The organism is Paraburkholderia piptadeniae (assembly GCF_900007165.1).
In the GTDB taxonomy this organism is placed as follows: Bacteria; Pseudomonadota; Gammaproteobacteria; order Burkholderiales; family Burkholderiaceae; genus Paraburkholderia; species Paraburkholderia piptadeniae.
This window is the reverse complement of record NZ_CYGY02000013.1, coordinates 82,233-96,250: the sequence shown is the minus strand read 5'-3', so window position 1 is coordinate 96,250 and position 14,018 is coordinate 82,233. Positions and strand designations below refer to the sequence as shown.

Annotated in this window: 17 protein-coding genes; 14 read left to right on the top strand and 3 right to left on the bottom strand. The window is 60.9% G+C overall.

Annotated features, from left to right (window positions below):
- The 14 genes from BN2476_RS47660 to BN2476_RS06415 form a co-directional block, all read left to right on the top strand.
- The coding region (locus BN2476_RS47660; protein WP_218274502.1) for a hypothetical protein at positions 1-233 on the top strand (233 nt) is incomplete at its 5' end.
- A 142-nt stretch (positions 234-375) separates the two neighbouring features.
- On the top strand, positions 376-615 hold the full coding sequence (locus BN2476_RS47570) for a cupredoxin domain-containing protein (protein WP_175607932.1): 240 nt from the start codon (positions 376-378) through the stop codon (positions 613-615).
- A gap of 24 nt (positions 616-639) precedes the next feature.
- Positions 640-996 (top strand): hypothetical protein, encoded by a 357-nt coding sequence (locus BN2476_RS06470; RefSeq protein ID WP_087733333.1) that lies wholly within the window; start codon positions 640-642, stop codon positions 994-996.
- 92 nt (positions 997-1,088) lie between these two features.
- Entirely contained in the window at positions 1,089-2,384 is a 1,296-nt protein-coding gene (locus BN2476_RS06465) for a TolC family protein (RefSeq protein ID WP_087733332.1), read from the top strand.
- Positions 2,385-2,395: 11 nt separating this feature from the next.
- Positions 2,396-3,955 (top strand): efflux RND transporter periplasmic adaptor subunit, encoded by a 1,560-nt coding sequence (locus BN2476_RS06460; RefSeq protein WP_087733331.1) that lies wholly within the window; start codon positions 2,396-2,398, stop codon positions 3,953-3,955.
- Positions 3,952-7,161 (top strand): efflux RND transporter permease subunit, encoded by a 3,210-nt coding sequence (locus BN2476_RS06455; protein ID WP_087733330.1) that lies wholly within the window; start codon positions 3,952-3,954, stop codon positions 7,159-7,161. Before BN2476_RS06460 ends, BN2476_RS06455 begins: the two co-directional genes overlap by 4 nt.
- Positions 7,158-7,508 (top strand): copper-binding protein, encoded by a 351-nt coding sequence (locus BN2476_RS06450; protein WP_087733329.1) that lies wholly within the window; start codon positions 7,158-7,160, stop codon positions 7,506-7,508. Before BN2476_RS06455 ends, BN2476_RS06450 begins: the two co-directional genes overlap by 4 nt.
- 119 nt (positions 7,509-7,627) lie before the next feature.
- Positions 7,628-9,454: a protein-disulfide reductase DsbD gene (gene dsbD / locus BN2476_RS06445; protein WP_235850735.1), complete on the top strand. Its 1,827-nt coding sequence runs from the start codon at positions 7,628-7,630 to the stop codon at positions 9,452-9,454.
- A 69-nt stretch (positions 9,455-9,523) separates the two neighbouring features.
- A complete protein-coding gene (locus BN2476_RS06440; protein WP_087733327.1) occupies positions 9,524-9,895 on the top strand; it encodes a hypothetical protein in 372 nt (123 codons plus the stop codon).
- 127 nt (positions 9,896-10,022) lie between these two features.
- Positions 10,023-10,328: a hypothetical protein gene (locus BN2476_RS06435; RefSeq protein ID WP_087733326.1), complete on the top strand. Its 306-nt coding sequence runs from the start codon at positions 10,023-10,025 to the stop codon at positions 10,326-10,328.
- A 12-nt stretch (positions 10,329-10,340) separates the two neighbouring features.
- Positions 10,341-10,622 carry a DUF2933 domain-containing protein gene (locus tag BN2476_RS06430; protein ID WP_235850734.1) on the top strand — a complete coding sequence of 94 codons (282 nt, stop codon included), beginning with the start codon at positions 10,341-10,343 and terminating at the stop codon, positions 10,620-10,622.
- 73 nt (positions 10,623-10,695) lie between these two features.
- Complete coding sequence (locus BN2476_RS06425; RefSeq protein ID WP_143810912.1) at positions 10,696-10,884, top strand: hypothetical protein; 189 nt, start codon at positions 10,696-10,698, stop codon at positions 10,882-10,884.
- Positions 10,881-11,432, top strand: a complete 552-nt coding sequence (locus BN2476_RS48020; RefSeq protein ID WP_235850733.1) for a PCYCGC motif-containing (lipo)protein — start codon at positions 10,881-10,883, stop codon at positions 11,430-11,432. Before BN2476_RS06425 ends, BN2476_RS48020 begins: the two co-directional genes overlap by 4 nt.
- 40 nt (positions 11,433-11,472) lie before the next feature.
- The gene (locus BN2476_RS06415) at positions 11,473-11,790 is read left to right on the top strand and encodes a P-II family nitrogen regulator (RefSeq protein ID WP_087733324.1); all 318 of its coding nucleotides are present in this window, start codon (positions 11,473-11,475) and stop codon (positions 11,788-11,790) included.
- A gap of 37 nt (positions 11,791-11,827) precedes the next feature.
- On the opposite strand, the gene BN2476_RS06410 is transcribed toward BN2476_RS06415, so the two are convergent.
- From BN2476_RS06410 to BN2476_RS06400, 3 genes are all read right to left on the bottom strand, one after another.
- On the bottom strand, positions 11,828-12,292 hold the full coding sequence (locus BN2476_RS06410) for a c-type cytochrome (protein ID WP_160111681.1): 465 nt from the start codon (positions 12,290-12,292) through the stop codon (positions 11,828-11,830).
- A gap of 39 nt (positions 12,293-12,331) precedes the next feature.
- Positions 12,332-12,853 carry a hypothetical protein gene (locus BN2476_RS06405; RefSeq protein ID WP_087733340.1) on the bottom strand — a complete coding sequence of 174 codons (522 nt, stop codon included), beginning with the start codon at positions 12,851-12,853 and terminating at the stop codon, positions 12,332-12,334.
- Positions 12,854-12,973: 120 nt separating this feature from the next.
- On the bottom strand, positions 12,974-13,597 hold the full coding sequence (locus tag BN2476_RS06400) for a cation diffusion facilitator family transporter (protein ID WP_087733322.1): 624 nt from the start codon (positions 13,595-13,597) through the stop codon (positions 12,974-12,976).
- Between the last annotated feature and the right edge of the window lie 421 nt (positions 13,598-14,018).

Sequence of the window (14,018 nt, the reverse complement as noted above, 5' to 3'; positions counted from 1 at the left end):
TTTATTCGACGCCTGCCGACATGCGCGGAGGCATGCACATTCCTGCGGCCGATGGCAGGCATCGAATAAACCTTAACGAGACCGGAAGCTCGCACGACGCCACTGTCAGCGGTCACCGCGTGGTTAGCGAACTTCCGGGTTCGGGCCACTTACGGACATTGGTCGGTGGCTCGACTCAGACATTCCAGTGTCCGCTGCAGCTTTGGTACCTGCCGTTCGACCTCGTCGAGTGACAGCCCATTGCGGACGCTCGGCACTTCCGCCCGGGTTGTAGGAAGGCGAAATCGAAGGTGCCGGCACGCGTAAATTGCCACACCCGATCACCGGTCTGCCCAGGCTCGACCGCCACGCCGTTGGTGTTGTGAGGCGTCATATTTGGCATCGCACGCATCGATCGTCGTCACGAAAGGAGGGACGATCCACTTCGTCGTCAAGGGCGCCGGCAAGGTGCGCCACGAGATGACGCGGGGCGCGAAGCAGGAACTGAAGGAGCACGCCGACGTCGGCGGCTCGAAGCGCATTATCTCCAACACATATCAAAGTCCGATCGCAAGCACCCTATCCGAACCGTTGCTGACATCAACCGCACAGACACAATCTCAGGAAGTTGGCTAAAATGGCGTCGCTACCAGTCTCGCTATGAATTTTTTAAGGACCCTCTTCATCCTGCTGCTTTGCGCGATGCTGCCCATCAGTGGGCTGGCAGCCAGCGGTATGGCCGGGGAATGTCCGATGCAACAGACAATGTCGATGGACGATGACATGTCCGCCGCCATGCCCGGGTGCGATTCGATGAAGTCGTCCTCGACCGACAAGGCAAAAGGCGGTTTTTGCAAGATAACCGCCCAGTGCCAGTTCGGCAGTCTGTACTATCCCGCTGTAACCGCGACCGTCAGCCACCCCACGTCGGTGGGAAGTCGCGTCGTCTTCCACTATGCACAGTCGCTCACCGTCCGGGAACCGGGCGGGCTGTGGCGACCTCCTCGAGCAATCTAATCCCTTGCTGACTGGTTCACCGCGTCTGCGGTGAGGTCGTCCTGCGTCCAGGACGTGGATTCCCTATGGGTCTCCGCCGTTGGGGTTAGAACATGCAACCACAAATTGTCAGCACGCCGCGCCGGCGTGCACCACTGCGCGCGCGCCTGCCCGTCGTCGCGCTGATACTCGCGAGCGCCGCCGCGCACGCCCAGAACGCATCCTTCACGCTTGAGGCCGCCTTGCAGTCCGCAACCGACCGCTCTGCTGCGATGCAGGCAGCGCAGGCATCGGAACGCGCGAGCTCGGAAGTCGCTGTCAAGGCCGGCCAGTTACCAGACCCGACGCTCAAGGCTGGTATCGACAACCTGCCGGTCACCGGGCCACAGAAATTCACCATCGGCCAGGACTTCATGACGATGCGCCGCATCGGCATCGAACAGGAGTGGGTCTCGGGTGAGAAGCGACAACTGCGCTCAACATTGGCCAACCAGATGGTCGGTCGTGAACACGATGGCTATCTGCTGCAACTCGCCAACGTCCGGCAGCAGACGGCAGGTGCATGGCTGAACGCCATCTATGCAAAGAAAGCCGTGTCGCTGCAGCAGGAACTGTTGGACCACATGAACCACGAACTCGCCGCGACGAAAGCCTCGTACCGCGGCGCAAAGGCGACGGCCGCAGATGTCGTGCAGGGTCAGGCGATGCTCGCGCAGACGCAGGACCAGGTGCTCAAGGCCGGGCAAACGTACAAGACTGCCCTCATCGCGCTTTCGCGCTGGACCGCGACGCCCGTTTCCGACGTCACAGGTGAACCGCCCGCGCCGGCGTCGTTCGTGTCGTCGCTGCCCCCCGAGGAACTGAAGCAGGTCCAGCCCACGCTGGTAGCCGCAGCCGACGACATCGCTGTCGCCGACGCTGACACGGCGGTCGCGAACAGCGAGCGCAGTCCCAACTGGACGTGGGAAGTTGCGTACCAGCAACGCGGTGGTGCGTACTCGAACATGGTGTCGGTTGGCGTGAGCATTCCGCTACCCATCAACCGCAAAGACCGCCAGAACCGCGACGCCGCCGAGAAGGCAGAACTCGCCACCAAGGCGCGCCTGCTGTACGAGGACACACAGCGTCAGGTTGAAGCGGATATCCAGGCCCAGTCAGCCAATCTCGCCAGCGGCCGCGAACGCATCGCCAATCTCAGCCAGTCGCTGCTGCCTGCAGCGGACCAGCGCGTACAACTTGCGAACGCTGCCTACCGTTCAGGGACAGGCTCGCTTGCCGATACGTTCGCGGCACGTCGCGCGCAGCTTGATGCGCAGCTTCAGGTGCTCGACCTCAAACGTGATGTTTCCCAGACCTGGGCCCAGCTCGAGTACCAGGTTGTGCCATCGACGATGGCTGCTGGCCAGTGAAGGAGAGAACGATGATGAATAAACCACTGGTCCGCGCGGTTCTAATGGTATTCGCCGGCGCGGCCCTGCTTGGCGCAGGCTACTTCGCGGGCACACGTCACGCCGCGACAAATGGAATGGGCGTAGCCGTGAATGGTGCTGCGACAGCTTCAACTGGCGACAAGGTGGACCCGAAAACTGGCAAGAAAGTGCTCTACTGGCACGACCCGATGGTGCCTGCGCAGCATTTCGACAAGCCCGGCAAGTCGCCCTTTATGGATATGCAGCTGGAGCCCGTCTACGCGGATGAAGGCGGTGGCACGGCGGGCGTCAAGATTGACCCGGGTTTGCAGCAAAACCTCGGCATCCGCTATGCGACCGTGCACCGGCAGGACACCTCGGACGGATTCGACGCGGTGGGCACTACACAGTTCGATGAGTCACGGGCTGACGTCGTGCAGTCGCGTGTCACCGGTTATATCGACCATCTGTACGCCAGCGCCCCGATGCAGCGGATAAGCAAGGGCGCGCCGATAGCGTCCCTTTTCGTGCCCGACTGGCTCGCGCCGCAGGAAGAGTACCTGTCGCTCAAGCGCGGCGGGATGGACATGGGCCTGCTCGAGGCATCACGCGCGCGGATGCGGGCGCTCTCGATTCCTGACGGGCTCATCGCCAGCCTTGACCGGACAGGAAAGGTTCAAACACACGTCGTTCTCTCGTCGCCCGAAACCGGCGTCGTGAGCGAACTGAATGTGCGAGAAGGAGCGCAGGTTACGCCCGGTCAGACGCTTGCGAAGGTCGCGGGTCTCTCGAAGCTCTGGCTCATCGTCGAAATTCCCGAAGCGCTCGCGCTAAGCGTGCAGCCCGGCATGACGGTGGATGCCACGTTCTCCGGCGACCCGACGCGGCACTTCAGCGGGAAGATTCGCGAAATGCTGCCGGGCATCCGCACCACGAGCCGTACGCTTCAGGCGCGTCTTGAAATCGACAACGCTGCGCTGAAGCTGACGCCCGGCATGTTGATGCGTGTGCGTGTCGGCGGCGAGAAGTCGGTTTCGCGGCTGCTGGTGCCCTCGGAGGCGGTCATCACGACGGGCAAGCGCTCGGTGGTCATCGTGAAGAACGCGGATGGCCGCCTGCAACCCGTGGCGGTTACGGTCGGCAACGAGGTCGGCAATGAAACCGAGGCGCTCAGCGGCCTGAACGATGGCGAGACGGTCGTCGCGTCCGGCCAGTTCCTCATCGATTCAGAAGCCAGTCTGAAATCGGTGCTGCCACGGCTCGAAGGCAGTACGGGCGCAGGGGCAGCTCCTGAGGCAGCGGCGTCCGCGCCCACTGCAGCTGCGACTGCGAGTGCGGCCGCGACCTACGACACAACGGGCAAGGTCGAACACGTCACGGGTAAGGACATCACTTTCTCGCATCAGCCCGTGCCGGCGCTCGGCTGGCCCGCGATGACGATGACGTTCAGCAAGCCGGCATCCGATGCATTCCCGGACGTGAAGCCTGGCCAGACCGTCCACTTCGTCTTCAAACAGTCGGATGACGGTTACCAGGTGACGAAGGTTGAACCGGCAGGAGGCCCGAAATGATTGCGCGCCTCATCCGCTGGTCCATCCATAACCGCTTCCTCGTGCTGCTTGCGACCGTGCTCGTCACGGGGTGGGGTGTGTACTCGGTGACGCACACGCCACTGGATGCGCTGCCGGACCTGTCTGATACGCAGGTCATCATCAAGGCGTCGTATCCGGGCAAGGCGCCACAGGTCATCGAGGACCAGGTGACCTATCCGCTCACGACGACCCTCCTGGGTGTTCCCGGAGCGAAGACCATCCGTGCGTATTCCTCGTTCGGCGATGCGTTCGTCTACGTGCTGTTCGATGACAAAACTGACCCGTACTGGGCCCGCTCGCGCGTGCTCGAATACCTGAACCAGGTGCAAAGCCGCCTTCCTCAGGGCGCGACGGTTTCGCTGGGTCCTGACGCAACGGGCGTGGGCTGGGTGTATGAATACGCGCTGGTCGACAAAACCGGGAAGCATGACCTTGGGCAACTCAGAGCGCTCAATGACTGGTTCCTGAAGTTCGAACTCAAGGCCGTTCCTGACGTCTCGGAAGTGGCGAGCATTGGCGGGATGGTGCGCCAGTACCAGGTGGTGCTCGACCCGGACAAGCTTCGTGCATACGGCATCACGCAGACGATGGTCGCCGACGCGCTCGGCAAGGCCAACCAGGAGTCCGGTGGCTCGGTCCTCGAACTCGCCGAATCGGAATACGTGGTTCGCTCATCAGGCTATCTGCACTCGCTGGATGATTTCCGTAATGTCGTCCTTCGGACCAATGATGCGGGCACTCCCGTGCTGCTCGGCGATGTTGCGCGTATCCAGATTGGGCCCGAGCCGCGTCGGGGCATTGCCGAATTCAACGGTGAAGGAGAAGTGGCCGGTGGTGTCGTCGTGATGCGTTCCGGCAAGAATGCGCTGACTACCATCGAGGCGGTGAAGTCAAAGCTCGCTGACCTGAAGCGTTCGTTACCGGCCGGCGTCGAGGTCGTGACGACCTACGACCGCTCACAGCTCATCGAAAACGCAGTGGACAACCTGAAGGACAAGCTCATCGAGGAGTTCATCGTCGTCGGGATTGTCTGCGCCGTGTTCCTGTTCCATCTGCGTAGCGCGTTCGTGGCCGTCCTGTCGTTACCGCTTGGTGTGCTCGCTGCCTTCATCGTGATGCGCTATCAGGGCGTCAATGCGAACATCATGTCGCTGGGCGGCATCGCGATTGCCATCGGCGCGATGATTGATGCTGCCATCGTGATGATTGAAAACGCCCACAAGCACCTGGAGGCGTTCGAGCACGAGCATCCCGATGAGCCGATAACGGCGACGCAGCGATGGGAGCTGATTGCGACATCAGCGGCGGAGGTGGGGCCGGCGCTCTTCTTCTCGCTGCTCATCATTACGCTGTCGTTCATTCCGGTGTTTTCGCTGGAGGGACAGGAGGGCAGGCTCTTCTCGCCGCTAGCGTTCACGAAGACGTACACGATTGCTGCGGCTGCCGGTTTGTCGGTGACCCTGGTGCCAGTGCTGATGGGATACCTGATTCGCGGGCGCATCCCGCATGAGACGTCCAATCCCATCAATCGCGTGCTGGTGCGCCTGTACCGGCCGTTGCTGGAAGCCACGCTACGGCGACCCTGGTTCACCATCGGACTGGCGGTCGTCGCGCTCGTGCTCACCGCGATTCCCCTAACGAAGTTGGGGGGAGAGTTCCTGCCGCCGCTCGACGAGGGTGACCTGCTTTACATGCCGACGGCGCTCCCCAGCATTTCGACCGAGAAAGCGGCCGAGCTGTTGCAGCAGACCGACCGGCTCATCAAGACGGTGCCCGAAGTGGCAACGGTGTTCGGCAAGTCAGGCCGCGCTGAGACTGCCACGGACCCGGCGCCAGGGCTCGAAATGTTCGAGACGACGATTCAGTTCAAACCAAGAAGCCAGTGGCGCCCCGGCATGACGCCGGAGAAGCTCATGGACGAACTCGACCGGACCGTGAAAGTGCCAGGGCTGTCAAACCTCTGGGTCCCGCCCATTCGTAACCGGCTGGACATGCTGTCGACGGGTATCAAGTCGCCAGTCGGCGTGAAGATTTCCGGGCCGGACCTCAATCAAATCGACAAGGTGGCCGCGCAGGTCGAGGCCACAGTGAAGAACGTGCCAGGCGTCACATCAGCCCTTGCAGAGCGGTTGAATGGTGGCAGGTACATCGACGTCGACATCAACCGCCAGGCCGCCGCACGTTACGGCCTTTCCGTCAGCGATATCCAGTCCGTCGTATCGTCGGCCGTCGGGGGTGAAAACGTCGGCGAAGTGATTGCGGGGCGGGAGCGCTTTCCCATCAATATCCGCTATCCGCGCGAGGTACGCGACTCGCTCGAGAAGCTGCGCCAGTTGCCAGTGGTCACGGACCGGGGCGCGCAAATCCAGCTCGGCGATGTGGCCGACATCGGGATTGCCGACGGCCCGCCGTCGATTCGCAGCGAAAACGCACGGCTTTCAGGCTATGTCTACGTCGATATCCGGAACGTGGACCTGCAGTCAGCGGTGAAAGCGATGCAGCAGGCCGTGGCGAAAAAGGTCACGCTTCCGCCTGGGTACTCGATTAGCTGGTCGGGCCAGTTCGAGTACCTCGAGCGCGCGGAGGCAAAGTTGCGAACCGTCGTTCCCGTGACGCTCGTAGTCATCTTCGTCCTGCTGTTTCTGACGTTCAACTCGGCTGCCGACGCGCTCCTCCTGATGTCGACGGTGCCATTCGCGCTGGTCGGTGGATTCTGGTTCATATGGATTCTGGGTCATGCGGTATCGGTCGCGACATCCGTGGGATTCATCGCGCTCGCCGGTGTAGCGGCTGAGTTCGGCGTCGTCATGCTGCTTTACTTGAAGGGCGCTCTCAACCGGCGACTCGAACTCGGTGAGCCTCTTGACGAGGCGACGCTGCTCGACGCGATTCGCGAAGGCGCCGTGCTGCGCGTGCGGCCGAAAGCGATGACAGTTGCCGTCGTACTGGCCGGCCTTATTCCCATCATGGTCGGCCATGGCGCTGGCTCCGAAGTCATGCAGCGCATCGCCGCCCCAATGGTGGGCGGAATGGTGACCGCGCCCATTCTCTCGATGTTCGTCATCCCCGCAGCCTGGTTCCTGTTACAGCGCCGTCGAGTTGCGCGAAGCAAGGACACGCGGTTTTCTCATGCAGTACCTTCCGGCGCGAAAGTGCCATCAACCGAAACTGGAGAGATTCAATGAAGAAGATGATTGTTGCGTTTTCAGCTATCGCAGCCATTGTGGCTACACCCTCGTTCGCAGGTGACGACATGGCCGGCATGAGCATGTCCGGGAAACCTTCGGCAATGAAGGCATCAGCCAGCGCAGCCCTGACTGATGCCGAGGTCAAGAACGTCGATACCGCCACGGGCATGGTCACGCTGAAACACGGCGCACTGGAGAACGTCGGCATGCCGCCGATGACCATGGCGTTCAAGGCGAAGGATGCAGCGATGGCCAGGCAGGTTCACGAAGGCGACAAGGTCAAGGTGCGCGTTGAAAACGTCAACGGTACGCTGACCATCGTGAAGATGGAAAAACAGTCGTGATGCGCTGCTGACACGGTAACCGCAGGCTGAACGTTACCCGTTGGCCTGCGGACCGGTTTGCTTGGAGGGAGCGAGAGATGCGGGACGTATCAATCAACGTCGGGCAATGGAGTTGCCGTGTGAACGACGCGTTCAGTCGGGTGTTGCACGTCGCACTTATCCTGTTCGTCGCGCTGACGTCTCTGGCTGCACATGCCGTAAGCGAGACCGACCTGCTGCCACCTGACCAGGCATTCCCGTTGACGGTTAAGCTCAGTGCGCCTCAGCAGGTCACCCTCGATTTCAGGACGCACACTGGGTATTACCTGTATCGGGACCGGTTCGACTTCGCAGTCGACGGCGCACCCATCAAGCCGGACCAGATGCCACCCGGAGAAGTGAAGAACGACCCGACGTTCGGCATGGTCACGGTCTACCACCGGCCGGTGCAAATCCGGCTTGCGTTGCCTCGTCCAGTCTCGACCAGCGTGGTTCTATCCGTCACTTCCCAGGGATGCGCGGACCTCGGTGTCTGCTACCCACCGCAGACGCGCACCTATCGAATCGCGGCCAACGGAGTCGTCACTTCCGTCGCGGCCGGGAACAACACCACGGCCAGCGCAGCCGGATTCCCCGACACCGGCGTGAATCCTTCGCTCACGGTATTCGGTATCAACCTGCGACCCGCAGATGGCATTTCAGTACCCGAATTGCTTGGATTCCTGCTCGCGGGCCTGCTGATGGCCGGAACGGTTTGCATGTATCCACTGGTTCCCATCGTGACGGCTGTCATAGGTGGTGGCCGGGAGAGGCCAACACTTTATAGAGGCTTTAGACTTTCATTCGCCTACGTGCAGGGCCTCGCGCTCACCTACGCTGTTGCGGGAACGCTTGCCGCGTTGGCTGGAATTCCGCTCGTCGCGGTTACCCAGCGGTCATGGGTGCTCGCAGCGTTTGGTGCGCTGATGGTATTCCTGGCGCTTGCCATGTTCGGCGTGTTCCGTTTTCAGTTGCCGGCCAGTTTGCAAACAAGAGCCTCGGCATGGACTAACCGGCTGCCCGGCGGCCGTGTTGGGGCGGTGTTCGTAATGGGCATGTTGTCTGCCCTGATTGTCGGACCATGCTCAACGCCTGTGCTTGCGGGCGCGCTGCTGTATATCGCGAACAGTCACGATGTGCTCGGTGGCGCCCTTGCTCTGTACGTGTTGGCGTTAGGACTGGGGATTCCGCTGCTGGCGGTCGGGACGTTTGGTGCCCAGGTACTCCCGAGAGCTGGCCGATGGATGGTAGCGGTACAGAATGCATTGGGCTTTCTGCTGCTCTCAGCCGCCCTGTGGTTTGTTTATTCGCTGTTGCCGGACTGGCTGCTGATGGTGCTCGTCGCGGCGTTGCTCGTGAGCTGCGGCATGATGCTCCGGGCCATCGACCCATTGCCGGCCGAAGCACCTGGCATTTTCCGCCTGGGGAAAGCGGTCGGTGTGCTGCTCCTGGTCGCAGGCGTCGCGGAGTTCATTGGAGTCGTGTCAGGCAACTTCGACATCCTGGAGCCGCTCGGCGGTGTGATGCGCACGTCCTCGACACCACGCGCGAAGGCGGAAGGGAACTCGAACACACGGTTCGAAGCAATACGGTCGAACGCCGAACTGGACCAGGCGCTCAAGGCGGCGAATGGTCAGCCGGTCATGGTCGATTTCTACGCTGACTGGTGCATCAGTTGCAAGGAGCTTGAGCGATTTACGTTCACGGACCCTCAGGTCGTCATTGAATTCGCTCACTGGAAGCTGTTGCGCATCGACGTGACAAAGAACACGCCGGAGGACACCGCGATGCTCCGTCGCTTCGGGTTATTCGGGCCGCCAGCACTCATCTTCTACGACAGAACTGGCCGGCAGCAACCTGGTGCGCAACTCGTCGGATTCATCGGTGCCGACGCGTTCGCGGCTCACCTGAGGCAATGGGGGAAGTAGCGTTGATACGAAATGCCAATGTAGCTGCGCGCCGTGACAGCCTCTTGTGTCAAGGCATATACTGAATCCATGAAGCTCTGGGTCAAACTGGTCGCTTGCTTCCTGATTGCGTGGTTGCCGCTGCTCGGCTATCCGGCGCAGATGTCGCTTTGCCCCCAAATGGAGTCGATGACCGCGTCGATGCCGGGCGCGCAGCGGCAAACGCATACTGCACACGTATCCGAAGTGACTGCGTGTGGGCAGGTGGCCAATCACCACGCGGTCAATACCAACCCGTCCTGTAATGGCAGCATTGGCGGCGTCCTCTGTGGAATGCCCGCCATACCCATGACCCACACGGTTAAGGTTGTTCCTTCCTCACCCGTCTACCGGGCTGTCGCCAGTCCCTTCGCGAAGCAGTTCATTCCTGAACTGCCGGCGCCTCCTCCCCGCTCGCTGTAGTTCGCTCAACGACTAGATTTTTGCGGTTTGACACCGTGGCTTCACGCACGTCCGACGCGCATGCAATGCGCGGGGCCGTGCGCGACCAACGTTTTATCTGGATATATTCGAAGCTGGAGATACATGTATGAACGCGAAATTGATTCGAGTCGTCATTGCTTCCGTGGTTTTGGCCGCGACAGGTACCGTCGCCCTGGCAGCGGGCACCGCCAGTTCATCGAATGCAACCCAGCAGGGCCGCGAGTATGAACACGGTTCGATGATGGGCGGCATGATGGGAATGAACGGAATGATGGGAAGCTGCCCGATGATGGGCGGGACGGCAGGCATGGACCCGAAGACTGCGATGCGCATGCATGGAGAAATGATGCGTGCAATGGGCGACATCATGCTCAAGTACGCCGAGCAGGCGGGAACAACGCCGTCAAAGTAACGCGTGCTGCGCTTGAGCATCAACATCCAGTCTGACTTCCAAAGGGAACGAATGATGAAGTGCAACACGAAGACGATGGCCGCTATTGCGCTTGCTCTTGCGCTCGGCGTTGCGTACTGGGCGCTACCTCAATTGCGAGGGTCGCTGACGACGCTCGCCGTTGCGGTCTCCGCACTGGCTTGTCCGCTGTCGATGCTGCTGATGATGAGAGGCATGCATTCGAATGTGGACCGTGAGCCGGCTCCAAGCCAGGGAATCGAGGAGAGAAAGCCACAATCCGGCTCTAGCTCGTAAGCACATCAACCAGCAGGGGCGGTCCGTCATTGCGGTTTGCCGGGCTGCCCCAAGGCTTTTGCAGGAGCAAGTCATGTTTAACGGCAATCGAATACTGAACATCCTTGTCGCAATCTTTGCTGTCATCGGGCTCGTTACGGTGCTTGGTGCGGCGGGCATGACGGCGGCACATTTCAGCATGATGCACGGGTTCCAGTCGTGTGGGCATGCAATGCAGCTCTGGCAGGACGGCCGGGGAGGCGGGTCGGGAGACGTGAGATGAAGAGTCAAACACCGCGACGGAAGGCAACTCGGCAAAGTGAACGTAAGCCGGTGGTCAGCTGGTATCTGCTGGCCATCGTGGCGTTGATTCTTGCCGTTGTAGGAGCGCTCGTGTCCGGGCCGTTGCTCATGCAACGTAACCCGACCAGAGTCGCTCCGCAGAAGGCAGCCTCGTCCGCTCACAGTGCCCAGGCCGCTGGCTGGCATGTGGGCATGCTGCGTCCGGATGGACTACGCATCATCCCGAGCGGCCGCTCGGACGCCTCTCACGTTCTCAATCCCAATCAGTTTGTGGACAAGGACGTCAGGCACGCCTACTGGGTAGCGACGCAAATTCCCGCTGTACTCAACAAGCTCTACTGCTGGTGCGGCTGCGAAAATCGAGGCATACACCGTTCCAATCTTCAATGCTTCGAAGACAATATGGCAGTCACGTGCGAGGTATGCCTTGGCACAGCGAGAATCGCCTGGCAAATGACGCAGGCCGGGGTTCAGGACGCTGGCAAGATTCAGGCTGCCGTCGACGCAAGGTGGGGGCCGAAGGGTTAGCGGTCCTCCGTGTCCCATCAATCGATTGAAGGAGGCGAACATGGACCTGAAATGCGTTGTCGCCGTTGTGAGGCCTGACGTTCCGGAGGTGCTGGAAAGACGGCTCGGAGCGATTCATGTGCACGGCATGACTGTGACCCGGGTACGAGGGTTCGGCGCACATCCCAATGTGTTCGCTGACGACTGGACGACCGAACACATCAAAATCGAAGTATTCACCGAGGCGGACAACGTCGATGCGCTGGTCACGACAATCATGGATATCGCGCACGTCGGCGCCGTCGGTGACGGAGTGGTGGCAGTGCTTCCGGTCGAGAAGTTTTTTCGGGTTCGCAGCAAATCCGAGGCGCAGCCTTAGCGTTGCGCAGGATGAGGGCCTGCGCTGGGTGGTCAGTCTAAAGCGAGCGGACGTATGTGATGATTTTCCAGATATCTTCTTCCCTGAGCGCGCCCTTGAATGGCGGCATGGCGCTTCCGACCGGGACGCCACCCTCTGATATGGTCCAAAGAAGATAACCGTCGGACGCCATCGGCATCTTGCTGACGGCGGCAATGTTTGCGGGACGCGGAGTCAGGTTCTTACCGTCCGGACCGTCGCCTAGTCCCCTCGGGCCATGGCATCGGGCGCAGTTCTGTTCAAACAGTCTTTTGCCGCTCAGGAGATTTGGTTGGGACGGCTGCAGGGGATTTTCCGCCGAAGCGTACTGAGGGTCGATACCGTTCGCCATCACGAAGTGGTGACGAACCATGGACATGCCCATCATCATGTGCCCGGGCCCCATCATCCCCATTTGGGCATATCCAGGCAACGAGAAACAGAGGCCGCCTAGCGCCGCAAATCGAGCGAAGGACCGTTTCATGGCCATCCCTCCTTCCGTCTCTCATCAGATTATCGCTCGCTATTGCGTACTGGCGGGAGGGGCCATCCAGTATTGCTGTTGCCACATCATGTTGTTCATCATTTCCTGCTGCATGCGGAGATACTGGTCGGTCATGTACTGCCGCTGTCGCAGTTGTTCGGGTGTCAGGCGCGAGTAGTAGCCACCCATGTGTCCCCATCCACCTCCGCAACATCCGGGACCCGCACCGCCCATCATTCCGGGGCCCATTCCTCCGTAACCCATCATCCCGGGTCCCCACATGCCGTGCATGGTGCTCATCGCGCTTTGCATCGTGGCCCAGTGTTGCTGGAGCAGTTTCTGACGCTCCTGTGGGTCTTGCGTCTTACGAATCTGGTCCATCTGCGCCTGCATCGTTTTCATCTGCTCCTGAAACTGAGCCAGGCTCTTATCGAACGCAGCGGTATCTGGGCTTGTAGCCTTGGAACTGCTTTGTGCGGCAGCCGCGTCTTTTGGTGCCGCGTGGAGCAGCGGGGATGACATGGCCAGGCTGATAGCCATGGCGAGCATAAGTGTTTTCACAACGCCTCCGGCGGACTGGAGCACAGCTAGTTTCGGGTGTTCCCTACAGTTAGCCTACGCGCAAGGTCCGGTTCGCCTTTGACCTGAATCAAGGGCTTGTGAACCCCGGAGGCTTGGTGCTCAATGGTCCGCCTGGAGAGAGCGGCGGCCTTCGCCGGGCTCGCTTGCCTGCCGCCAGATTTCGAGTGCTTCCTTTGCCACGTAGGTTGCAATGCCGATTCCGGCCAACAGGTCTGCATATCGCCAGCCTGTTGCAAGCACCAGAAGGCCGGAAGCCAACACGCCGAAGTTGGCAATGACGTCGGCTCGTGTGCAAATCCAGCTTGCGCGCAGATGCACTTCGCCTTCACGATACCTCGAGAGCATCCGCAATACCGTCACGTTCACCGCAAGCGAGAGCAACGAGAAAGCAATCATGGCACCGCCGAGTGGCTCGCTACCAAACATAAACCGTCGAACAACATCGACGGATATGCCGACGCTGAGAAAGAGCAGCGTTGCGCTCGTCCACCTGGCCGAGTACCGCTTGAACTGGGCACCACGCGTAATAGCCATCAGGCTTAGTGCGTACGCGGCTGCATCAGTGAGCATGTCCAAGGCATCGGCCATCAAACCGGTTGACTGCGCCCATAGGCCTGCTGCCATCCCTACGACAAACATCGTCGCATTGAGGGCGAGCGCGATTCGCATGGTGCTGCGTTCGTTCTCTGTGTCAGCCTTCTGCTGAAGGCAATCGCAAGTCATCGGTCGGTGTCCTATCGTCAGTCAAATTCTACGCCCCTCTCCGATAGGCCACCTCATACCAACTGAATGGCCGTTCCACTCAGATGCCTGTCCTTAGAACCGCACCTGCTCGACCGGCAGCAACGGGTCGACTGCCGCCTGACGCGGCCGATGAGCGGGGCGACAACGGCGAGGGCACTATGTCAGACCGGGATCGTTAAGGTTTATTCGATGCCTGCCATCGGCCGCAGGAATGTGCATGCCTCCGCGCATGTCGGCAGGCGTCGAATAAACCCGATGGAGGAAACCGCGGAATGCCCCAATGCGGCTGGAGGCTTTGCGGCTATGGCGATTGATGGGCCGGGATGCGCAGTGGTGTCGGGAGCGGCGCGGCCAGGCGGGATGCCAGCCGGGTGCTGACGCGGTTGCGAAGGGGTGCCGT